19 protein-coding genes and 1 pseudogene are annotated in these 21,186 nt (G+C 62.9%); 15 read left to right on the forward strand and 5 right to left on the reverse strand.

What is annotated here, in order from left to right:
• Position 1 precedes the first annotated feature (1 nt).
• Positions 2–556, reverse strand: coding sequence for a hypothetical protein (locus CCOY_RS09140; protein WP_070484906.1), 555 nt, complete (start codon positions 554–556; stop codon positions 2–4).
• A gap of 72 nt (positions 557–628) precedes the next feature.
• Here CCOY_RS09140 and CCOY_RS09145 point away from each other — a divergent pair.
• Positions 629–2,522, forward strand: a pseudogene (locus CCOY_RS09145) (ABC transporter ATP-binding protein).
• On the opposite strand, the gene CCOY_RS09150 reads toward CCOY_RS09145, so the two are convergent.
• Both CCOY_RS09150 and CCOY_RS09155 read right to left on the reverse strand, forming a co-directional pair.
• Positions 2,519–2,914 (reverse strand): type II toxin-antitoxin system VapC family toxin, encoded by a 396-nt coding sequence (locus tag CCOY_RS09150; protein WP_342027973.1) that lies wholly within the window; start codon positions 2,912–2,914, stop codon positions 2,519–2,521. The pseudogene CCOY_RS09145 and the gene CCOY_RS09150 overlap by 4 nt on opposite strands.
• Entirely contained in the window at positions 2,907–3,161 is a 255-nt protein-coding gene (locus tag CCOY_RS09155; protein ID WP_092100465.1) for a type II toxin-antitoxin system Phd/YefM family antitoxin, read from the reverse strand. The genes CCOY_RS09150 and CCOY_RS09155 overlap by 8 nt, the downstream gene beginning before the upstream one ends.
• Before the next feature lie 73 nt (positions 3,162–3,234).
• On the opposite strand from CCOY_RS09155, the gene CCOY_RS09160 reads away from it, so the two are divergent.
• The 10 genes from CCOY_RS09160 (at position 3,235) to CCOY_RS09205 (ending at position 15,057) form a co-directional block, all read left to right on the forward strand.
• Entirely contained in the window at positions 3,235–4,356 is a 1,122-nt protein-coding gene (locus CCOY_RS09160; protein ID WP_092100467.1) for a MalY/PatB family protein, read from the forward strand.
• Positions 4,357–4,443: 87 nt separating this feature from the next.
• Entirely contained in the window at positions 4,444–5,874 is a 1,431-nt protein-coding gene (gene brnQ / locus CCOY_RS09165; protein WP_092100468.1) for a branched-chain amino acid transport system II carrier protein, read from the forward strand.
• 58 nt (positions 5,875–5,932) lie between these two features.
• Positions 5,933–6,919, forward strand: coding sequence for an LLM class flavin-dependent oxidoreductase (locus CCOY_RS09170; RefSeq protein ID WP_092100470.1), 987 nt, complete (start codon positions 5,933–5,935; stop codon positions 6,917–6,919).
• Between the two features lie 69 nt (positions 6,920–6,988).
• Positions 6,989–7,768: a GntR family transcriptional regulator gene (locus CCOY_RS09175; RefSeq protein WP_092100472.1), complete on the forward strand. Its 780-nt coding sequence runs from the start codon at positions 6,989–6,991 to the stop codon at positions 7,766–7,768.
• A 9-nt stretch (positions 7,769–7,777) separates the two neighbouring features.
• Entirely contained in the window at positions 7,778–9,199 is a 1,422-nt protein-coding gene (locus CCOY_RS09180; RefSeq protein WP_092100474.1) for an ABC transporter substrate-binding protein, read from the forward strand.
• Positions 9,196–10,119 (forward strand): ABC transporter permease, encoded by a 924-nt coding sequence (locus CCOY_RS09185; RefSeq protein WP_092100476.1) that lies wholly within the window; start codon positions 9,196–9,198, stop codon positions 10,117–10,119. The genes CCOY_RS09180 and CCOY_RS09185 overlap by 4 nt, the downstream gene beginning before the upstream one ends.
• The gene (locus tag CCOY_RS09190) at positions 10,116–10,895 is read left to right on the forward strand and encodes an ABC transporter permease (protein ID WP_092100478.1); all 780 of its coding nucleotides are present in this window, start codon (positions 10,116–10,118) and stop codon (positions 10,893–10,895) included. Before CCOY_RS09185 ends, CCOY_RS09190 begins: the two co-directional genes overlap by 4 nt.
• Positions 10,882–12,213, forward strand: a complete 1,332-nt coding sequence (locus CCOY_RS09195) for an ATP-binding cassette domain-containing protein (RefSeq protein ID WP_092100480.1) — start codon at positions 10,882–10,884, stop codon at positions 12,211–12,213. Before CCOY_RS09190 ends, CCOY_RS09195 begins: the two co-directional genes overlap by 14 nt.
• Before the next feature lie 6 nt (positions 12,214–12,219).
• Positions 12,220–13,125 (forward strand): ribokinase, encoded by a 906-nt coding sequence (locus tag CCOY_RS09200; RefSeq protein WP_070421329.1) that lies wholly within the window; start codon positions 12,220–12,222, stop codon positions 13,123–13,125.
• Between the two features lie 21 nt (positions 13,126–13,146).
• A complete protein-coding gene (locus CCOY_RS09205) occupies positions 13,147–15,057 on the forward strand; it encodes a BCCT family transporter (protein WP_425284119.1) in 1,911 nt (636 codons plus the stop codon).
• Here CCOY_RS09205 and CCOY_RS09210 read toward each other — a convergent pair whose 3' ends face one another.
• The gene (locus tag CCOY_RS09210; protein ID WP_244268628.1) at positions 15,058–16,236 is read right to left on the reverse strand and encodes an alpha/beta fold hydrolase; all 1,179 of its coding nucleotides are present in this window, start codon (positions 16,234–16,236) and stop codon (positions 15,058–15,060) included. It lies immediately after the preceding gene.
• A gap of 58 nt (positions 16,237–16,294) precedes the next feature.
• Here CCOY_RS09210 and CCOY_RS09215 point away from each other — a divergent pair, with 58 nt between their 5' ends.
• Complete coding sequence (locus CCOY_RS09215) at positions 16,295–17,251, forward strand: putative endonuclease domain-containing protein (RefSeq protein ID WP_143028421.1); 957 nt, start codon at positions 16,295–16,297, stop codon at positions 17,249–17,251.
• Between the two features lie 100 nt (positions 17,252–17,351).
• Here CCOY_RS09215 and lepA read toward each other — a convergent pair whose 3' ends face one another.
• Positions 17,352–19,208 (reverse strand): translation elongation factor 4, encoded by a 1,857-nt coding sequence (gene lepA, locus CCOY_RS09220; RefSeq protein WP_092100484.1) that lies wholly within the window; start codon positions 19,206–19,208, stop codon positions 17,352–17,354.
• Positions 19,209–19,252: 44 nt separating this feature from the next.
• Between lepA and CCOY_RS09225 the strand changes: the two genes are divergently transcribed.
• The 3 genes from CCOY_RS09225 (at position 19,253) to rpsT (ending at position 21,114) form a co-directional block, all read left to right on the forward strand.
• On the forward strand, positions 19,253–20,128 hold the full coding sequence (locus tag CCOY_RS09225) for a CPBP family intramembrane glutamic endopeptidase (protein WP_092100486.1): 876 nt from the start codon (positions 19,253–19,255) through the stop codon (positions 20,126–20,128).
• 33 nt (positions 20,129–20,161) lie between these two features.
• Positions 20,162–20,656: a type II toxin-antitoxin system PemK/MazF family toxin gene (locus CCOY_RS09230; RefSeq protein ID WP_070421325.1), complete on the forward strand. Its 495-nt coding sequence runs from the start codon at positions 20,162–20,164 to the stop codon at positions 20,654–20,656.
• A 194-nt stretch (positions 20,657–20,850) separates the two neighbouring features.
• Positions 20,851–21,114 (forward strand): 30S ribosomal protein S20, encoded by a 264-nt coding sequence (gene rpsT, locus CCOY_RS09235; RefSeq protein ID WP_070421324.1) that lies wholly within the window; start codon positions 20,851–20,853, stop codon positions 21,112–21,114.
• The last annotated feature ends 72 nt before the right edge of the window (positions 21,115–21,186 follow it).

A 21,186-nucleotide genomic window follows, 5' to 3' on the forward strand; every position in this document is an offset into this window, starting at 1 on the left:
TCTAATAGCTCAAATTGCCCTTGAATGTGACGTTGCCAACAGTGAACTCGGCGTCCCACAGGTTGCCCTGCGCGACCTCGAAGGGGAACTTCGCGTTCGTGGTGGCACCCGGGCCGAGCGGCATATCGATGCCGACGACATCCACCTGGGCCTTCTCCGCATTGGAGATATACGTGGCGTCGGTGTAGGAGGAGCCGTCGGTGCTGTAGCGCAGTTCCGGCTTCAGGGCGTCGACAGGCAGTGGCGCGTCGGACGTGTTGGTCACCGCGATAACGACCACGGTGCCCACGCCTGTCGACGACGTCCCCTGCCACTTGTACGACAACTCCATCGCCGGATCCTTGACGGACTTGCCGGTGAGCTCGTCGGTGACCTTCGGGTCGGTTTCCTCAACGTTGAAGGTGGGCTTGTCGTTGACCTTCGATTCGACGGATTCTTCGAGGTTCTGGCTGGTTTCGTCGCCAATCGGGTCTTCTTGTTGGTCCACGCAAGCTGCCAGCGGCATGGTCGTGGCCAGGATGACGGCGGCAAGCCGGGTGCTCGTGCGGATGGACATGTGCGCCTCGTTTTCTGTCGCGTAACTAGTGCTTCGCTGCACACAATACCGCGCAGGTACCCTGTGGAAATTATGCAGTCTTTGATGCGCGTCGTTCGCAGTGCTTCCGCGTTGTGGCCGTTTTATATCGCGGTTGTGGTGTGTGTCGTCGATAGTCGCGGGGCTTGGGCTTATCTCCCCGTTCCTCATTCGGGAGGCAACCGACACGATCATTGCGGCGCTTGGCGACGAGCCCGTGCCCGACGCAACCCGCACCGTCGTCTGGCTCGCCATCGCGCTGTTTGTCGCAGAGGCGTCCGCTTCCATGCTGCACAACGTGTCCGGATACCTGGGCGATGTGATGGTGGCGCGCATCCGCCAGATTCTGTCTACGCGCTACTTTGCCAAGTTGCTCGCACTACCGCAGCGTTACTACGACAACCAGGTCACCGGCACGATCATCGCGCGGCTGGACCGCTCGATTGCGAACGTCACGCAGTTCATCCAATCCTTTACCAATAATTTCCTGCCGATGCTGCTGCAGGTCGTGGCCATTTTGGGCATCACGGCCTACTACTACTGGCCGCTGACGGTGCTGCTGGCGCTGCTGTTCCCGCTGTATACGTGGCTGACGGCGTTGACGTCGAAACGCTGGCAGGTTTTCGAGCAGGAAAAGAACGCCAATATCGACGAGGGCAACGGGCGTTTCGCCGAGGTCGTTGGCCAGGTGAAGGTGACCAAGTCCTACGGTGCCGAGGTGCGCGAGTTAGAAAAGTTCGGCCGCCACTACACCAACACGGTGGACATCACACGGCCACAGTCGCGCTGGTGGCACTCCATGGATACCGCGCGCGGCGTGGCCATGAACCTGATCTTTTTGGGGATTTACCTGATCCTGTTCACGCGCACGCTCGATGGGCATTTCACGGTTGGTGAGATGGTCATGCTCATCCAGATGGTGACCATGGCGCGCCAGCCGGTGACCATGATGAGCTGGATCGTCGATTCTGCGCAGCGCGCCATCGCGGGCTCGCGCGACTACTTCAAGGTGATGGACGAGCCGGTGGAGCCGACAGCGAACCGCCAGCTGGTGTCCGCGACGGAGGCCTCGGGCATGCCGGCGCTCGACGCGACGCAGCAGACGCCGCTGAAGGTGCGCGAACCTGTCGTCGCGTTTGAGAACGTCACTTTCGAGTACATGCCGGGTGAGCCTGTGCTGCACGACGTGACGTTTACCGCGCGCGAGGGCGAGAAGATCGCACTGGTGGGCGAATCGGGCGGCGGCAAGTCCACGATTGTGAACCTGCTGCTTGGCCTCTACCCCATCACGCGTGGCCGCCTTGAGGTGTGCGGCGAGGAGATCTCGCACCTGGACGTGGAGAAGCTGCGCGCCACCACGGGTGTGGTGTTCCAGGAGGCTGCGCTGTTTTCCGGCTCGGTGTTTGAAAACATCGCCTACGGCAAGCCGGACGCGACGATGGAAGAGGTCGTTGCCGTGGCCAAGCGTGCGAACGCGCACGACTTCATCATGAAGTTCACCGATGGTTATGACACGATCATCGGCGAGCGCGGCCTGCGCCTATCCGGTGGTCAGCGCCAGCGTGTGGCGGTGGCGCGCGCGATGCTCAAGGACGCCCCGCTGTTGATCCTCGACGAGGCCACCTCCGCCCTGGACACCAAAGCCGAGCGCGCCGTCCAAGCGGGCCTGGATGAACTTATGCGGGATCGCACGACGATCATGATCGCGCACCGCTTATCGACGATCGCCGGCGTGGACACCATCATCACCCTGCGCGACGGACGTATCGACGAGATCGGCTCGCCGGCAGATCTGGCTGTCTCTGGCGGTATTTATTCAGAGCTGTTGCGCCTGACGGCATCCTCTTCTGCTGCAGATAGGAAGCGGTTGAAGGCGTTCGGTTTCGCCGCCGACGGGGGCGATGACGACGAGTACGACGAAGATGAAGACGAGGGCGCAACGGACTAAACCGAAATCACGTTCAAAAGTTCTTCAAGACCTCTAAAGTCCTGCGGATTCCTCGTATACAAATCAAGCCCTTCCGCCACAGCAGTGCTTGCGATCAAGAGATCAAACGCACGCCCTCGTGGCTTTCGCCCGGCACGGATCACTGCCCCATATACAAGGGCATAGGCTTGTGCTGCACGATCGTCGAACGGAATACACTCAACTAGTTCAGCGATTGCACGGGTCTGATTTGATCGGCGGGCACGCTCCAAAGGATCCTGCGCTGCAACAGGGCCGACAGCCAGCTCAGCGAAAGCGATAGACGAGATTGTCCACTGCTCTGGCAGTAGATTTGGATCTATTTCATCGAGATCGAGGAGCACTGATGTATCCAACAAGCCTCTGCTAGTCACGCGGATCAATTCGTTGGTCTACATACTCGTCAATATCGGCCCGGAACTCTTCAAACTTAACTTTCGGAAGCCGCTTGACCGTTGCTAGCAAGTCTTCTTTTCGTGCGAATCGTGGCTTCCTTAATGGTCGCAATTCACCTACCGGATGCGAGTTGCTTGTAATCACAAATGTCTCCCCCTCGTCGAGCGCTCGCATGATGCGCCCGCTTTCATTTCGCAGCTCTCGCTGGCTGATTGTCTCCGTCATGCACCGACCGTAGCACCACGCGCTACGGCATAAAAGGGTCCGCGAAAGAAAAAATCCCACTACCGTAGGGCGCATGCAATTTCCCAGCCTTGAAACCCTGCAAGCCCGCGGCACGCGTAAGTGGACGCAGTTCGACGCTGACGTGCTGCCGTTGTTCATCGCGGAAAGCGACTTCCCCACCGCCCCGGCGGTAAAGGAAGCGATTGCGGATGCGGTGGAGCGCGAGATGTTCGGCTACACCCCGGCGCCGCACGCGCACCATTTGGGTGAAGCGGTGGCTGGGTTCTACGAGCACCGCTACGGCTGGCGCCCGGATGCAGCAAAGATCTTCCCGGTCGCGGACGTGGTGCGCGGCGTGATGCTTGCGATCAAGTACTTCACCGAGGGTGATGTGATTGTGCCGGTGCCGGCGTACTTCCCGTTCCTGGAAGTTGCCCAGGTTGCGGGCCGCAAGCGTGTGGATGTCTCCAGCGCGGGCGGGCTCGACCTGGATGAGGTGGACGCAGCGTTTGCAGGCGGCGCGGGCAGCATCATCGTGACCAACCCGTTCAACCCGGGCGGCTACGTGTTCACGGCCGACGAGTTGGATGCCGTCTGCGAGGTCGCACGCAAGCATGGCGCGCGGGTGATTGTCGACGAAATCCACGCGCCCTTGGTCTTCGACGGCGCCCACGTGTGCGCCGCGGCGAACAACCCGGACGTGTGCATCACGGTAACGGCGACGTCGAAGGCGTGGAACGTCGCGGGCTTAAAGTGCGCGCAGATGATCTTCAGCAACGACGAGGACGCCCGTACGTGGAATGCGTTGTCGGGGGTAGCCAAAGACGGTGTGGGCACCCTCGGCATTGTGGCCGCGGAGGCCTGCTACACGCATGGTCGTGAGTTCCTCGACGAAGAGATAGAGCAGCTGCGGGCCAACCGCGACTGGCTGGTGGAGCACCTCCCCAAGGCCGTGCCGGGTATTGCAATTGAGGTGCCGCAGGCGACCTATTTGATGTTCCTGGACTTCTCAAAGACCAAGCTTGTGGATGAAAAACCGGCGGCGTGGCTTCGTCGTCACGCAAAAGTTGCGATGAATGAGGGCGTGGACTTTGGCCCTGGCGGAGAGCACCGTGCGAGGATGAACTTTGCCACCTCCCCGGAGATTCTCCAGGAGGCTGTCAAACGGATCGGGGACGCCATCAACACCATCTAACGTCCCACCTATTGGAACTTAGTTCCCATCTAGCGGGCGTGTGGTCTATGCTAAGGCAACTGCACACTAGCTAGAGAGGTTCTCCCAATGGGTTCCACAGCGATTTCACGGGCAGACGGCCAGTCAACGAATGGACGCTCCACCAGCGCCATCATCGTGACTGGGCTCGCCCTGTTCTCAATGTTCTTCGGCGCGGGAAACCTCATCTTCCCGCCAATGCTGGCCGTCCAAGCCGGCGACAACTTCTGGCCGGCACTCATCGGCTTCCTTGTCACCGCATCGCTACTGCCGGTGCTCGCCGTGATCGCGATTGCGCTGTCCGGCTCGAACCTGCGCGACCTCGCGCAGCGCGCCGGCACCGCATTCGGCGTGGTCTTCCCGGTCCTGGCATACCTTTCCATCGGCGCGTTCTACGCACTGCCGCGTACCGGCGCCGTCTCGTTTGAAACCGCGATCACCCCGCTGTTCGGCTTTGACTCGCTGGTTGCCTCGGGCATCTTCAACGTCGTGTTCTTCGGCATCGCCCTGGCGCTGTCTTGGAACCCGACCACCATCATGGAGAAACTGGGCAAGTTCCTCACCCCGGCGCTGCTCGTACTGCTGATCGTCATGATCTCCGTGTCCGCATTCCGCTGGAGCGCCGAGCCGGCCACCCCGCAGGAGCCGTACGACAACGGCCCGCTGACCTCCGGCCTGCTCGAGGGCTACCTGACCATGGACTCCATTGCCGCACTGGCGTTTTCCATCGTGGTGATTTCCACCCTGCGTGGCCGCGGCTTCAAGGAAGGCGCCCCGCTGGTCAGCGGCACCATCTATGCAGGTGTTGGCGCCGGTGCCATGCTTGCGCTGGTGTACGTCGGTCTTGGCGTCATTGGCCGTGTCATGCCGGGCGCATCCAACTTTGACAACGGCGCAGGCTTGCTCGCTGAGGCCTCCAACCTGACCATGGGTGGTGCTGGACAGGCAGTGTTCTCCGCCATCGTGCTGCTCGCCTGCCTGACCACTGCTGTCGGCCTGATCACCGCAACCGCCGAGTACTTCTCGGAGCAGTTCCCGGGTTCCTACCACGTGTGGGCTGTCATCTTCGCTGTCGCTTCCATGATCATGGCAACCCAGGGCCTGGACTTCGTTATGGCGATCGCTGCTCCGGTGATCGGCTTCCTGTACCCGCCGGCGATTACCCTGATTGCCCTGACGCTCATCGAGCCGGCCTTCCGTGCACGTACCCGCTTCAGCTGGGCGTTCTTCGTCCCGCTGTGGGTCGCCGTGGTCTGGTCCGCGATCGAGACCTTCATCTCCTTGGACTGGGCAGCCGATGCACTGCGCCCGATTGTGCAGTGGGCCCCGTTGGCCGCTGAGGGCCTCGGCTGGGTTGTTCCGGTTGTTGTGGCCTTCATCATCGGTTTGATCGTGGACCTGGCCAAGCCGAAGCCTGCGATGATCCCGGGCACCATGGAGTCCATCGAAGGCGAAGACCTCTCCGCCGAAGGTGACGCTGCACCGGTGCTGCAGTCGTAGTCGCACCTGGCTCTCCTGCGAGGCCCCACTGTTCGCAAAACGCGTACGGTGGGGCCTTATGCGTACGCCACTTTCTCTGATCGATTTTTGCACCCGCTACCCCGACGAGTCCGTCGGCGAGGCGATGAAGCGCTCCGTTACTTTCGCGCAAAAGGCGGAAGGGTTGGGCTACGACCGGATTTGGTACGCGGAGCACCACAACATGTCGAGCATTGTGTCGTCCTCACCCGCGGTGCTCATTAGCCACATCGGCGCGAAGACCGAGCGCATTCGCCTCGGTTCGGGCGGTGTGATGCTGCCAAACCACTCCCCGTACGTGATTGCGGAGCAGTTCGGCATGCTCGAGGAGCTCTATCCCGGCCGCATCGACCTTGGCTTGGGCCGCGCGCCCGGTACTGATCAGCAGACGCTGGGCCGTGCTTTGCGACGAGACCCTGCCGCCGCCGAACGCTTCCCCGAAGACGTTCTCGAGCTGCAGGCGTGGCTGTCCAACGAGTCCCCACTGCCAGGCGTGACCGCGATGCCCGGGTTTAACACGAACGTACCGCTGATCATTCTGGGTTCGTCCATGTTCGGCGCATCCCTGGCCGCGAAGCTGGGCCTGCCGTACGCGTTCGCCTCTCACTTCGCGCCGCAGCACTTGGAGCAGGCCACCACCTATTACAAGGAGAACTACCAGCCTTCGGAGCGCCACCCCGAGCCGTACTGCATCGCCGCGGTCAACGTCACAGCTGCCGATTCCGAGCAGGAAGCCGAGGAACAAACCCGTATCGTGCACCGCAACCGCGTGCGCGCGTTCATGGGGCGGCGCGGAACGATGCTTTCGGACGACCAACTTGACGCCGTGGTCAATTCCCACCAGGGCCGCCAGATCACGGACATGCTGCGCTACACGGCGAAGGGCACCGGCGAGCAGGTTGCGGAATACCTCGAGGCGTTCCAAAAACTGGCCAATGCGGACGAGTTGATGATTTCGCTGCAGTCCGGCAGCCACGACGCAACCCTGCGGAATATGGAAATTCTTGCCGGTTCCTGGGGAAAGTAAAATTCTGGTGAACAGTGGTCTAGGATTTGGCTATACAAATCCGCTTCGACCACGAAAGAACTGACCCTCATGGCTCAATTGCCCACCGGTCCACTCCGTCGCCCACAGCAGCACGAGGAGATCGCTGACTACCTTCGCGACGAGATTTTCGCAGGCCACATCCCTGCAGGCGAATCGTTGCCAAGCGAGGTCGAGTTGTGTGAGCAGTTCAACACCTCCCGCGGACCGGTACGCCAGGCGGTAGCGACGCTTCGCGCGGAGGGCCTGCTCTCCTCGGGCCGCGGGCGTCGCTCCCTGGTGCTGTCCAATACCCGCACCGAGACGTTCGAGGAGATCCTGTCCACCACCTCGTGGCTGTACCGGATGGGCAAGAACCCGGGCGAGGTGGTCAACCGCCGCGGCATCATCCAGGCCGACGAGACCGTCGCCGAGAAGATGCGCATCACTCCTGGCACAGACGTCTACGTGCTCGACCGGGTGCGCAGCGCCGACGACGAGCCGCTCGTGGCCGAAGTGATGTACTTCGACGCGTCGCTGACTGATGTGATTGAGACGGTGGATACCTCCGAGGATTCCATCCACCGCGAACTCATTCGCGCGGGCGCGGACTTTAACAACCTGTCGCGTTCCTTCACGGTGGAGCGCGCCGATGCACAGCTGGCAACGCAACTCGGCATCGAGGAAAACGACCCGGTAGTTGCGGTGGCGCTGAAGGCGCTGACACACAACGGTGACGTGCTCGAATACGCCGTGCACATCTTCCGCGCGGACAAGGTGTCCTTCGGATTGAACAATGTTCGGGGGCACTCGTCCCCCCTGTGGTTCCAGGTGGAATCCGACATCCACTAATCTCACAGCATGCTTTCAAGGACGCTGGTCGCAGCCACCGTCTCCCTTTCACTTGCGTTGGCTGCTTGCACCAATTCCGAGGCCCGCGATGAGGTGGTGGTTGCGGCTTCCGCAGCACCTGCTGGCTTGGACTTCACCACCGTTGGCGGCGCTGCTGCACCCCAGGCTCTCGTGGGCAATGTGTACGAGACGCTGGTGCGTATCGACGACAACGGCCAGCCCATCCCCCACCTCGCCTCCTCGTGGGACCGCGACGGCGACACATTCATCTTCCACCTACGCGACGACGTGACGTTCTCCAACGGCAAAGCGTTTACCGCCGAGGACGCCGCGTTCTCAATCGATTACGTGCAAAACGAGTGGACGAATGGGTTGAAGGCCCAGATGGCTCCGGTCGTCGATACGCACGTGCTCGACGAGCACACCTTGGCCGTCACCATCGAGGGTGACGCGGACGCGTGGCTGTGGTCCATGGCAACGCTGACCGGCGCGATGATGACCCCGGCGAGCATCGAGCGCCTGGCCACCGACCCGCTGGGAACCGGCCCATACACAGTGCAGCGCTTCGACATCGGCGAGAAGATCGTCTTCGAGGCACGCGAGGACTACTGGGACGGCTCCGTCGAGCGCAACGCCGTGATGCGTTACTTCGACGACCCGGTCTCCGCCGTCAACGCGCTGCGCGTGGGTGACGCGGACGTGGTGTGGGCGATGCAAGCCCCGCAATTGATCGAGACGCTGCCCGAGGACATCCGGGTGGAAGTGGGCACCACCAACGGCGAAGTGCTACTGAGCATGAACAACCAACGCGCCCCCTTCGACGACCCCGACATCCGCCGCGCGGTGGCGTACGCAATCGACCGCGACGCGATCAACGAGGTGGTCTACAACGGGCTGGCCACCGACACCGGCGGCGCACCCGTCCCGCCGACCGACCCGTGGTTCACCGGGCACAACTACTACCCCTTCGACCCCGACAAGGCCCGCAAACTGCTCGCCGGGCGCACCCCGGAGGTCACCATCACGGTGCCCAACCTGCCGTACGCACAGACCGCATCGGAGCTGCTCTTCTCGCAACTTCGCGACGTCGGCTTCAACATCAAACTGGAAACCGTCGAGTTCCCCGCCGTGTGGCTCAGCCAAGTGCACAAGGGCCACGACTACCAGGCGTCACTCATCGCCCACGTGGAGCCGCGCGACGCCGCCCAACTGTTCGGCAACCCGGACTACTACCTGGGCTACGACTCGCCCGAGGCCCAGCAGCACTTCGCGGACGGCGACATCAAAGCCGCCATCGACCAAGTCATGGCCGACGCGGCGTCGCTGACCCTGGTCAACGCGCCCAATATCGTGCTCTACGCCCCAGGCGTGAGTGGACTCAACCCCAACGTGGTCACTGACTCGCTACGGCTGAACGAGGTGAAGAAATGATCCGCACCATCAGCAAACATCTGCTGCGCTTTGTGCTGCTGCTCGTCGCCGCCAGCCTGATCATCTTTACGCTGCTGCGCGCAGTGCCGGGCGACCCGGCGCGCATCGCGCTCGGCGTGGCGGCAACCGAGGCAGACATCGCAGAGCTCAACACCCGCCTCGGGCTCGACCGCCCGTTGCCAGCGCAGTACTTCGACTGGATTTCAGGGCTGATCACCGGCGACTTTGGTGTTTCGTTGTCTTCGGGCAAGGAGATCACCGAATCCGTCATTGAACGCGCCGGGGTATCGCTGACGCTTACGGTGCTTGCGATGACGGTGTCGCTGCTCGTCGCGGTACCCGCCGGTGTGTACATCGCGGGCCGGCGCCGCTCCGCGGGCTCGGCGGTGGTCAGTGGCCTGTCGCAGGTGGGCATCATCGTCCCGTCGTTTTTGGTCGGTATCGCGCTGGTGGCGTTGTTCTCCGTACGCTTAGGCTGGCTGCCCGCCAACGGGTGGGGCACGCCTGCGCACGTGGTGCTGCCGGTGGCGGCGCTTTCACTTGTGCAGGCGTCGATTCTGACCCGCTACATTGCGGCGTCGGTGCGCGAGGAGCTGGGGAAGGATTATGTGCGTACGGGACGGGCGCAGGGGTCGTCGATACGCGCAGTGCTCTACTCCTCTGCCCTGCGCAACGCGGCACTGCCGGTGATAACGGTCGTCGGTGTGCAGCTGGCGTCGCTGGTCGTTGGCGCGGTGGTCATCGAGCGCGTGTTCACGATCCCGGGGTTGGGCACAATGCTTCTCGACGCCGTAGGCAACCGCGACCTCACCACCGTTCAAACTGTGATGATGCTGGTCGTGGCCTTCACGCTGGTGGTCAACCTCATTGTGGATCTGACGTACACGGTGGTCGACCCGCGGGTTCGGAGGCAAGCATGACAACACAACGCAAAATCGGCGGGCTGATCGTCCTGGCCGTCGCGGCAGTTGCGCTGCTGTCGCTGGTGTGGACGCCGTTCGACCCGCTACAGGCCGACGTTCAGAACCGACTCCAGGGCACTTCGGCAGCGCACTGGATGGGCACCGACCAGTTCGGCCGCGACATCACCTCGCGCGTCATGGACGGTGCGCGCCTGACCCTAACGGTGGCTATCGGCGCAGTTGGGCTTTCCGCGTTGGTCGGCGTGCCGCTGGGCATCTGGGCCGGCATGCGCCGCGGTGCGGCCCGATTCGTCATGGCCGGCGCCGACCTTCTGCTCGCCTTCCCCGCGCTGCTGCTGGCCATCGTGTTCACCGCCGTGTTCGGTGCGTCGATCTGGATCGTCGTGCTAGCCATCGGCATCGCCGGCATCCCGGGATTCGTCCGCGTCGCCCGCGCCGGCACGCTGCAGGTGATGCAAAACGACTACATCCTGGCCGCGCGCATTGCCAAGGTGTCCGGGCCTGCAATCGCGTGGCGCCACGTCCTGCCGAATATCTGGCCGATCGTGCTCACACAGGTCTCCGTCGCCGTGGCCCTTGCCATTCTCGCCGAGGCTGGCCTGTCCTTCCTCGGCCTCGGCTCCCCCGCCCCGTACGCGTCGTGGGGCCGCATGCTGCAGGCCTCGCAGCCGTTCTTGGCCACCTCCCCGCACCTCGCACTGTGGCCGGGCCTGGCCATCGCGGTGACCGTGCTGGGATTTAACCTGCTCGGAGGCACCGATGATCGACGTTAAGCACCTCAGCATCGACGGCATTCTCCACGACATCACCTTCCACATCGCCCCCGGCGAGCGCGTGGGCATCATCGGTGAATCCGGCTCCGGCAAGTCCATCACCGCCTTAAGCATCATGGGGTTGAGTGATCTGCCCGCGACCGGATCCATCACCGTCAACGGCACCGAGATGGTGGGCACCCGCGACCGCGTGCGCCGCCGCGTGCGCGGCAAAAACGTCGCCATGGTGTTCCAAGAACCCATGACCGCGCTCGATCCGCTGAAGAAGATCGGCCGGATCGTTGCCCGCGACCTGCTCCGAGACGTCGGCGTGGACCGCCCCGACGCCTACCCGCACGAACTCTCCGGCGGCCAGCGCCAGCGTGTGCTCATCGCGCTCGCGCTATCCCAGAACCCGGACGTGCTCATTTGCGACGAGCCCACCACCGCCCTCGACGCCATCGTCCAGTCCGACATCCTCGACCTGCTCGACCGGCTTGTCCGCGAGCGCGGCATGGGCCTTTTGTTCATCTCCCACGACCTTGCCGTGGTACGCCGCATGACCGACCGCGTACTGGTGTTCAAGGACGGCCGCATCGTCGCACCCGACTCCGACTACGCCAAGGCTCTCGCCGCCGCAGCCGAGCCCGGCGCGCCCGCTGCCCCTGTCGCCCTCGGCGAGCCGGTCGTCGAACTGGATGGTGTCTCGCTGCAGCGCGGCGCCACCATGGCGGTGGACAACGTCACCCTCACCGTGCGCGAAGGCGAGCGTCTGGCCATCGTGGGCGGGTCTGGCTCGGGCAAGACCTCGCTGCTCCACCTGATTGCGGGGCTGCGCGAGGCCACATCCGGCACCGTGACAGTCGCAGGGGATGTGCAGATGGTGTTCCAGGACCCCTACTCCTCCCTTGACCCACGTATGGAGGTTGGGGCGTCGATTCGTGAGGTAGGCGTCGATAAGCAACGCTCCGACGAAATGCTCGAGCGCGTCGGCCTTGCCGGCGCCGGCCACCGCAAGCCCGCACAATTTTCCGGCGGGCAGCGCCAACGCATCTCTATTGCGCGCGCCGCAGCCCCTCGCCCGAGCATTTTGCTTGCCGACGAACCCGTGTCCGCCCTCGACGCCACCATCCAAAACCAGGTGCTTGACCTGCTTCGCGACACCGTCGGCAACCACACCCTCATCTTCGTCACCCACGACTTAAACGTCGCGCGTGAACTGTGCCCCACCGTTGCCGTCATGCAGTCCGGGCGCATCGTCGAACAGGGTGCGACCGAGGAGATCTGGGCCAACCCACAGCACCACTACACCCGGGAGCTGCTCGCCGCCGTACTATAGGCACCCATGAGTGCCGCAAAAATCTGCGTGGTCGGATCCATCAACGCCGACCTCACCGTCAATGTTGACCGACACCCCACCCCAGGCGAAACGCTACTCGGCTCCGGCGGAGGCATCACCGCCGGCGGCAAGGGCGCGAACCAAGCCTGCGCCGCCGCACGCCTCGGCGCCCCCGTCGCACTGGTCGGCGCGGTAGGCACCGACTCGAACGCCATCCCGGCAACTGCACTGCTGCGCGAGGCGGGCGTCGACCTCACCCACGTCGAAGAAGTCACTGAGGTCACCGGTCTTGCCGTGATCACCGTCGCAGCCAACGGCGAAAACACCGTCCAGGTCGTCCCCGGCGCCAACGCACTGGTCGACGCCGACTTCGTCTCCCGCCACGCCGAACCCGTCGAAGCCGCCGAAGTTGTCCTGCTGCAGGGCGAAATCCCGGCCGACGGCTTCGCCCGCGCCGTCGAACTGGCAAAGGGTCGCGTGGTGATCAACCTCGCCCCCGTCGTCGACGTACCACGCGAGGCCCTGCTCGCCGCCGATCCCCTGATGGCCAACGAACACGAAGCGGGCCTGATCCTCGATCAGCTTGGCTACGACTCCACCGGCACCCCCGAGGACCTCGCACGCCGCCTGAAGGACGCGGGCTTCGCCTCCGTCGTGCTCACCCTCGGCGCGGCAGGTGCGCTCGTGGTTGAAGGCGACGCGCTGACCCACATCCCCTCCCCACAAGTCGAGGCCGTAGACACCGTCGGCGCCGGCGACTCCTTCGCAGGTGCGTTCTGTGCCCGCATCATCGAGGGCGACACGCTCGTCGAGGCCTCCACCTATGCGTGCCGCGTCGGCGCGTTCTCCGTCACCCGCCCCGGGGCACAACCGTCCTACCCGACCGCCGCCGACACCCTGCCTGGAGCGTAAACCCAAATGAGCCCTCAGATGATGCCGCGACGGTCGTCGTCGACAAGCAATAAACGCCCCATGCGCGTCCAACGCACACAAGGCGTCTACCCCGACGACATGCACCCCGGCCTCGTCCCGGGCATCAGCGTCGAAGAATCACGCCACAACTTCAGCCTGGACAAAGTCGTTTTCGGCGTGACCGCCGCAGCGATCCTTGCCTTCATCATCTGGGGCGTGACCTCCCCAGAACGGGTCGGCTCGAGCGCCTCCAGCGCACTGTCATGGGGCCTTCGCAACTTCGGCTGGCTCTTCAACATCGTGCTCGTCGCCTGCGTCATCATCATGGCAGTGCTGGCGTTCTCTCGCTTCGGCAACATCACACTGGGCAAAGACGACGAAGAACCCGAATACTCGTTCTTCTCCTGGGTCGCCATGATGTTCGCTGCAGGCATCGGCGTAGGCATCTTCTTCTTCGGCCCCTCCGAACCACTGACCATGTACCTCGACCCGCCACCGCTGACCGTCGAGGCCGAAACCGAAGAAGCACTGCACCACGCAATCGCCCAAGCCAACTTCCACTGGGGCCTCTCCCCGTGGGCGCTCTACGCACTGGTCGGTGGCGCCATGGCCTACTCCTGCTACCGCCGCGGACGACCCACGCTTATGTCGTCGCTGTTTACCCCGGTGTTCAAGCGCTCAGGCCCTTTCGGCACCATCATCGACATCCTGGCGATCGTGGCCACCCTGTTCGGCACCGCGGCCACGCTGGGTATTTCTACCCTGCAGATCGGCGACGGCATCGCCATCATGCGCAGCGGCGACTCCGCCCCCATGGGCGTGCTGCTGACCGTCATGGGCGTGCTCACCATCGGCTTTGTTATCTCCGCCGTCTCTGGTGTGGGCAAAGGCATCCGCATCCTGTCGAATATCAACATCTCGTTGACGTCGGCGGCCATCCTGTTCATCTTCGCCACCGGGCCAACCCTGCTGCTGGTCAACCTACTGCCGTCAGGCACCCTGGTCTACGCCGACCGCTTCTTCGACATGGCGTCGCGCTCCTTGTCCTGGGGTGAAGACACCCTCGACTTCCAGTCTGCCTGGACTGCCTTCTACTGGGCGTGGTGGATCGCCTGGGCACCGTTCGTCGGCATGTTCATCGCACGAATCTCCCGCGGACGCACTCTGCGCCAATTCGCGGTAGTGACCACGCTCGTCCCCACCGCCGTGCTCATCTGCGCGTTCACTATCTTCGGTGGCACCGCAATCACCTTCTCCCGCGAAGGCCGCGAAGGCTTCGACGGCACCGCCACCCCGCAGCAAGTGCTCTTCAACATGTTCGGCGAAATGCCGCTGGCGGAGATCACCCCGTACATCCTCATCGGCATCCTCTCGGTGTTCTTCATCACCTCCGCAGACTCCGCCTCCACGATCATGGGCTCCATGTCGTCCAAGGGCGACCCCGAGCCGAACAAACTCGTGGTGGTCTTCTGGGGACTGGCCATGATGGGCATCGCTGTGGTCATGCTGCTCTCCGGCGGCGAAGACGCCCTGTCCGGCCTGCAGTCCCTGACCATCCTGTCCGCAATGCCGTTCTCAGTGGTCATCCTGTTGCTGATGTACTCGTTTATCAAGGACCTCTCCACCGACCCCATCGCCATCCGCAATTCCTACGCCCGCAACGCGGTGAAGTCCGCCGTCATCCGAGGTATCGAAGAATACGGCGACGACTTTGAAATCGTGGTCGAGCCCTCCGCAGCAGGCGAAGGCGCAGGTGCCGAGTTCGATTCCACGTCCGACGAATACACCGACTGGTATCGACGCACCGACGAAGAAGGCACCCCCGTCGGCTACGACTACGAAACCGGCGAATGGTCCGACGGCTACCAGCCCGAAGAGGAAGACAGCACAACCGCCGAGAACGACGGCGCCGCCGAAGACAACCGCGGCTAGCTACTTCCCCGCCATGTCCAGCAGGCGGCCAAGCACCGCCTTGCCGTGGCGGCGCAGCCCGTCGTGCTGGAACTGGTCCGTCTCAAACACCTTCGCACCGATGACATCCGCAGTTTCCAGCGACAGCTCGCGCGGCACATAGATGTCGTCGGTGTACACCGCCGCGTATGCATCGTGGCCGGAATCGAGCCCGGCGTACAGGTTGTCCCAGTCGTCCTTCTTTGCCAACGCCTCTGCCACAGCCTTGAACGGGCGTAGCTCCGGATCCTCGTCGAATTGGAACGGGAAGATGTGCTCGCCGGTGAGGTAGAACTCCTCGTCGTTAGGGCTGGCGTCCGGCGCGAACCCTGTAAGTTCGCGGGAGACCCGCTCCGCCGCCCAGTTCGTCGCCCCCGGCACCGTGCCGCCGTAGATCGACTCATGTACCGCCGCATACAGCGGGCCTTTGGCGAAACTCACACGCTCCCCCACCGACGCCAAAAAGTCCGTGCGCAGCCTGCCGTTCGGGTGAAACGGCGCCTCAAACAACTGCGCCAGCGACGCGAACCCATCCTCGCGCCCCAACTCAATGCCGAGGGTGCGCAGGCGCCGCGCGCTCAGCCGCTCTCCGGTGGGCAGCAGCTCCTCCTCCGACTCCAGGTGGCGGCACACCTCACGGATCGTCCGCTCGGCCTCCGGGTACTGCTCGTTGAACTGCAGATGGCGGTGCTTCAGCTTGGCAAACGTCGCACGGTAGACACCATCCGCGCCCTCGCTTATCGACGGCAACCCACCCGTAAACAACGCCCTCCCCACACTCTCCGGGTGCATGGCCAAATAATGCGTCAGGCAGAACCCGCCGAAGGACTGGCCCAGCACATCCCACTGCTTCAGCCCCATCTCCTCACGCAAGGCTTCCGCATCGGCGATGATGTCGCTGGCGCGAAGCTGGGTGAGCACGGTGTCGTCGATAAGCGAAGGCGTCGCGGAATCAACCCTGGTCGAGCGCCCCGTACCCCGCTGATCCAACATGACCACCTGGTAGCCGCGCTCGAGCGCAGTTTCCACCCACTCGAACCGCTCACGCGGCGCCGGAAAACCCGGGCCACCCTGCAGGAACAACAACGCCGGGGCATCCGCCTCACCGAAGATGCGGGCGAAGATGGAAAAGCCGCCACGGTTCAACACAATTTCACGCATACGGCGATTGTAGGAACCGGGGCGAGAGTTTCCACGTCAAATAGTTATGTACGACGGAATGAACATCGAATTCCCGCCAACCATCGTCAATGCGTCCCAGATGGAACGCGGACAAAACTACCTGCCTGTTAGCAAACAACGCTTCATCCACGAGCGCCACAGCCTGGAACAATGGGCAGTCCAACTCGCGGCACGACACCACCCGCACAACCAGAAATACGACGTGCCCGCAGCCGTGCGCGCCGTCGTCCACGCGTACGAACGCCCAGGCAGCGTGGTGTGCGGATTCTCCGCGCTCGCTCTCTACGGATTGCCGTATCTCGTTGAAGGCGCAGACACTACTCTGCGAGCACCCACACCCCAAAAACTCAGCGCTTCCGCTATACGTCCCTCCGTCGCACGACTCCACGCCCCACACACAGAAACATGGACCCTCACCCACCGCGGTGTGCCCATCCGCGTTTCTCGACCATTACGTGCAACCGTGCAGGCTCTGCAACAGATTCGACGAGGCGAACACTCGTGGCAGACAGAGCCAATCCCCGGTGTGAGCCCAGAAATGGTCAAGGCTGTACAACTTGTCGACTGCGCCCGTCGACACCTCGGACTACAGGCGGAAGACATTCGCGCCAGCGCCCTTCGGCAAATCAATCAACGGTGGCTGTCTCGGGTGCTCGATCTGTCCCGTTCAACTGCCGATTCGCCGAAAGAAACCGAACTGCGGTTGCTCCTCCAGCCAGTGGTTCGCAACTACGGCCACACGCTCGTAGAGCAGTATCCGCTGACAGTGGGCGGCAAAGCCATTACGACCTTTGATTTTGCCATCCCCGAACTCAAGATCGGGATCATGTTCGACGGCCGACACCACTGGGAGTACGACCAACGACAGTTAGATACGTCCATCAACCTCACATCGATGCTTCATGGTTGGACGGTTCCCCGGGCGGGGTCGAAAACCATGCAGCAATGCGTCGAGGTCGTGGAGAAAACGATCCGGCAGGCGCGTCGGCCCTAGCGCGATGCAAGATGTTACAAGGCCCACGGTAGCGACCTGGGCAAAGTGTAAAACCACGCAGGCGGTACTGCGTGGTTTTACATCAAACTAGGGCGCCGAACTACTCCTCGTCGGTGGACAGCGCTGCCACGAACGCTTCCTGCGGCACGGTGACCGAACCGATGGACTTCATGCGCTTCTTACCGGCCTTCTGCTTCTCCAGCAGCTTGCGCTTACGGGAAATGTCGCCGCCGTAGCACTTCGACAGCACGTCCTTACGCAGGGCGCGGATGTTTTCACGGGCGATGATCTTCGAGCCGATCGCGGCCTGGACGGGCACCTCGAACTGCTGGCGTGGGATGAGCTCTTTGAGCTTCTTGGTCATCTTGTTGCCGTACCACTGGGCGGAGTCCTTGTGCACGATGGCGGAGAACGCATCGACGGGTTCGCCCTGGAGCAGGATGTCCACCTTGACCAGGTCGGCTTGCTGCTCGCCGGCTTCTTCGTAGTTGAGCGATGCGTAGCCCTTGGTGCGGGACTTCAGCATGTCGAAGAAGTCGAAGATGATCTCGCCGAGCGGCATGAGGTAGCGCAGCTCCACGCGGTCCTCGGAGAGGTATTCCATGTTCTTCATCTGGCCGCGCTTGGACTGGCACAGTTCCATGGTGGAGCCGACGAACTCCTGGGGCACGATGATCGTCATGTTCACGATCGGCTCGTACACCTCGGGGATTTTGCCGCCGGGCCAGTCGGACGGGTTGTGCACCATCTGTTCGGTGCCGTCTTCGGCGATCACGCGGTAGGTGACCGACGGCGCAGTGGAGATCAGGTCCAGGTCGAATTCGCGCTCGAGGCGGGTGCGGGTGATCTCCATGTGGAGCAGGCCCAAGAAGCCGCAGCGGAAACCGAAGCCCAGGGCGACGGAGGTTTCGGGCTCCCAGGTGAGGGAGGCGTCGTTAAGCTGCAGCTTCTCTAGCGACTCGCGCAAGGCCGGGAAGTCCTCCTGGGAGACTGGGAACAGGCCCGAGTACACCATCGGCTTCACTTCCTCGAAGCCTTCCAACGGCTCCGAAGCGCCCTTGGAAGCCCAGGTGACGGTGTCACCGACGCGGGTCTCGCGCACGTCCTTCACGCCGGTGATCACGTAGCCGACCTCGCCCGGGCCAAGCCCCTTGGTCTTCTTCATCGTGGGTGAGACCACGCCGATTTCCAGGATCTCGAGCGTGGTGCCGGTGTTCATCATCTGCACCTTCTGGTTCGGCTCGAGGCGGCCGTCCATCATGCGCACATACGTGACGACGCCACGGTAGGTGTCGTAGACGGAATCGAAAATCAGGGCGCGGGCCGGCGCCTCTGCGCCGTGCTCGGACTCGGGAGCCGGAATCAGCTCAACGACGCGGTCGAGCAGTTCCGGCACGCCCTCGCCCGTCTTGCCGGACACGCGCAGCACGTCTTCCGGTTCGCAGCCGATGATGTTGGCGATCTCCAGTGCATACTTTTCCGGGTCGGCTGCCGGCAGGTCGATCTTGTTCAGCACCGGGATGATCTCCAGGTCATTGTCGATGGCCATGTAGAGATTGGCCAGCGTTTGGGCTTCGATGCCTTGGGCGGCGTCGACAAGCAAAATTGCGCCCTCACACGCGTCGAGGGAGCGGGCGACCTCGTAGGAAAAGTCCACGTGGCCTGGGGTGTCGATCATCTGCAACACCATCTCTTCACCCGCGTGCGCGCCGGTCTTGGGCACCCACGGCAGGCGAACGTTTTGGGCCTTGATGGTGATGCCGCGTTCGCGCTCGATGTCCATGTTGTCGAGGTACTGGTCGCGCATCTCACGCTCGTCCACCACGTTGGACAGCTGCAAAATGCGGTCTGCCAGCGTGGACTTACCATGGTCGATGTGGGCGATAATGCAGAAGTTACGGATGCGGGCGGGGTCCGTGAACGTATTTTCCGCGAAGTTCGTCGATTTGGCAGCCATAATTGCTTCATCTTACGTGTCGCGCGACGCGCTAACGTGTGGGCATGCCAACTGAGTTTCACAGAGCTGGTTTAACGCACCGTTTGCGCAAGCCTGCGTGGTGGCGTCCGCTCGTCGAGTTCGTGGTGCTTGCTGTGTGCATCGCAGCGTTCACGATGGCGATGGCGGTGCCGATCGGCCTTGCCGCTGGGTTCTACGGGCTGGGCGATCTTTTCGACGAAACCTCCTCCGACCCGCTTGCCTCCCTGGTGCAGGTGTTGTTCATCGCGGCTTGGCTGCCTGCGCCGTTTATTGCCGCGCGGGTGGTGGGGCGCAAACCCGGTGCGCTCTCCAGCGTCGAGGGGCGATTCCGCTGGGGCGTTGCCGGGCGCGCGTTCGTGGTGGTCGGCGCGATCTATGGGGCGCAGGTGCTTCTCGACGCCCTCCCGTTCGGGACCGGCGACCTTTCGCTGAGTCCTCGCGAATGGATGCTGCTCGCCGCCTTTGTCGTCGTCGTCCCGCTGCAGGCCGCGGCCGAGGAGTACGTCTTCCGCGCGAGCCTGCCGCAGATCCTCGGCCAGTGGATCTCACCTGGCTGGATTTGCTACGGGCTGCCCGCCGCCGTGTTCGTGGCGTTGCACTTGTACAACTGGATCGGTCTGCTCGACATCGCCATTTTCGCCCTGTGCGCCGCACTGCTGACCTGGCGCACCCGCGGCGTGGAGGCGGCCGTAGTTTTGCACGCGGTGTCCAACACCATCGTGTTTTCCTACGGCACGCTGGGGTTGACTGATCCAGGCGAAACAGAAATCACCCTGCCCCAAACGGCCGTCTCCGCGTTGCTCACCATCGGAACGACCGCGCTACTCATGTGGGTGCTGCGCGACGTAGGGAAACATTCGCAGCAAAAAGTGGTTGTTCCATCCCCCGCGAAGGCTTAGAGTGGCCAGTGACCATAAACCGGAGGTGAAACCGTGGCGTTTGAGCGCTTTAAGCGAAAGAGGAAACCCGTCCTCGACCACGGTTTTACGCTGTTTGGCGATCGACTGACATCCCAGATCCAGCAACGCCGTGGTCGTGCCCCGCAAGTCTCGGTGCGCCCCACCGACTCCGTGTGTCGCAGCATCTACTACGCCCCGGACATGGACGGCACCGCCGAACCAGGCGAGGTTGTTTGGGTCACCGTCCCTTCACATCCGCCGCGGCAGCGCTCGATCCTGATCGTGGGCCGCGAGCGCCACGACGTGTTGGGGTTGCTGATCTCCCCCGAGCGGGAACACGAAAACGACGAGCGGTGGTTTGAAATCGGTCCGGGCGATTGGGAATCCTCCGGCCAGCCATGCTGGGTACGGCTAGACAAGACTCTGGTCGTGCCGGAATCAGACGTGGAACGTCGCGGCACCACCGTCCCGCCACGCCGCTTCCAGCGGGTGGCCAACACGCTGCGCGAACGCTTCAACTGGTCGTAACTCCAACAGTTTGGTTTGTGCAGTTCACACTGTTATTCTTTCGGGGTTGTTCGCATCCGGCGCTCAATAGGGTGTGCGGTGCTACGCGGACAGGACCTTGGGTTCGCGTTTGATACCCAAAGCACTGCACGCAATGCCCTGCCAGATGCCGCGACATGTACATGTTCGATTGAGAAACCAAGAGGTATTTCACGATGGCAAACATCAAGCAGCAGAAGAAGCGCGTTCTCACCAACGAGAAGCGTCGTCAGCGCAACAAGTCCTTCCGTTCCGCTACCCGCACGGAGATCCGTAAGTTCCGTGAGGCTGTGGAGTCCGGCGACAAGGCTGCCGCTGAGGCACAGCTGCGCGTTGCTTCCCGCAAGCTGGATAAGGCTGTGACCAAGGGCGTCTTCCACCGCAACTCTGCGGCGAACAAGAAGTCCAACATGGCTCGCGCCCTGAACAAGATGGACTAATTGCCGTTGTTCACAGGTTGATCCCGCCCAGGTTTATTCGGGGCGGGATTTACTTGTTTCTAACGCCGCGTG

It is taken from the genome of Corynebacterium coyleae (assembly GCF_030408635.1).
GTDB lineage: Bacteria > Actinomycetota > Actinomycetes > Mycobacteriales > Mycobacteriaceae > Corynebacterium > Corynebacterium coyleae.

Excerpts from the sequence above, each read along its gene's own strand:
- rpsT (WP_070421324.1), top strand. The coding sequence starts at position 20,851 with ATGGCAAACATCAAGCAGCAGAAGAAGCGCGTTCTCACCAACGAGAAG.
- CCOY_RS09225 (WP_092100486.1), top strand. The coding sequence starts at position 19,253 with ATGCCAACTGAGTTTCACAGAGCTGGTTTAACGCACCGTTTGCGCAAG.
- CCOY_RS09175 (WP_092100472.1), top strand. The coding sequence starts at position 6,989 with ATGGCTCAATTGCCCACCGGTCCACTCCGTCGCCCACAGCAGCACGAG.
- lepA (WP_092100484.1), bottom strand. The coding sequence starts at position 19,208 with ATGGCTGCCAAATCGACGAACTTCGCGGAAAATACGTTCACGGACCCC.
- CCOY_RS09195 (WP_092100480.1), top strand. The coding sequence starts at position 10,882 with ATGATCGACGTTAAGCACCTCAGCATCGACGGCATTCTCCACGACATC.
- CCOY_RS09215 (WP_143028421.1), top strand. The coding sequence starts at position 16,295 with ATGAACATCGAATTCCCGCCAACCATCGTCAATGCGTCCCAGATGGAA.
- brnQ (WP_092100468.1), top strand. The coding sequence starts at position 4,444 with ATGGGTTCCACAGCGATTTCACGGGCAGACGGCCAGTCAACGAATGGA.
- CCOY_RS09185 (WP_092100476.1), top strand. The coding sequence starts at position 9,196 with ATGATCCGCACCATCAGCAAACATCTGCTGCGCTTTGTGCTGCTGCTC.
- CCOY_RS09155 (WP_092100465.1), bottom strand. The coding sequence starts at position 3,161 with ATGACGGAGACAATCAGCCAGCGAGAGCTGCGAAATGAAAGCGGGCGC.
- CCOY_RS09140 (WP_070484906.1), bottom strand. The coding sequence starts at position 556 with ATGTCCATCCGCACGAGCACCCGGCTTGCCGCCGTCATCCTGGCCACG.
- CCOY_RS09200 (WP_070421329.1), top strand. The coding sequence starts at position 12,220 with ATGAGTGCCGCAAAAATCTGCGTGGTCGGATCCATCAACGCCGACCTC.
- CCOY_RS09210 (WP_244268628.1), bottom strand. The coding sequence starts at position 16,236 with ATGCGTGAAATTGTGTTGAACCGTGGCGGCTTTTCCATCTTCGCCCGC.
- CCOY_RS09190 (WP_092100478.1), top strand. The coding sequence starts at position 10,116 with ATGACAACACAACGCAAAATCGGCGGGCTGATCGTCCTGGCCGTCGCG.
- CCOY_RS09180 (WP_092100474.1), top strand. The coding sequence starts at position 7,778 with ATGCTTTCAAGGACGCTGGTCGCAGCCACCGTCTCCCTTTCACTTGCG.
- CCOY_RS09170 (WP_092100470.1), top strand. The coding sequence starts at position 5,933 with ATGCGTACGCCACTTTCTCTGATCGATTTTTGCACCCGCTACCCCGAC.
- CCOY_RS09205 (WP_425284119.1), top strand. The coding sequence starts at position 13,147 with ATGCCGCGACGGTCGTCGTCGACAAGCAATAAACGCCCCATGCGCGTC.
- CCOY_RS09160 (WP_092100467.1), top strand. The coding sequence starts at position 3,235 with ATGCAATTTCCCAGCCTTGAAACCCTGCAAGCCCGCGGCACGCGTAAG.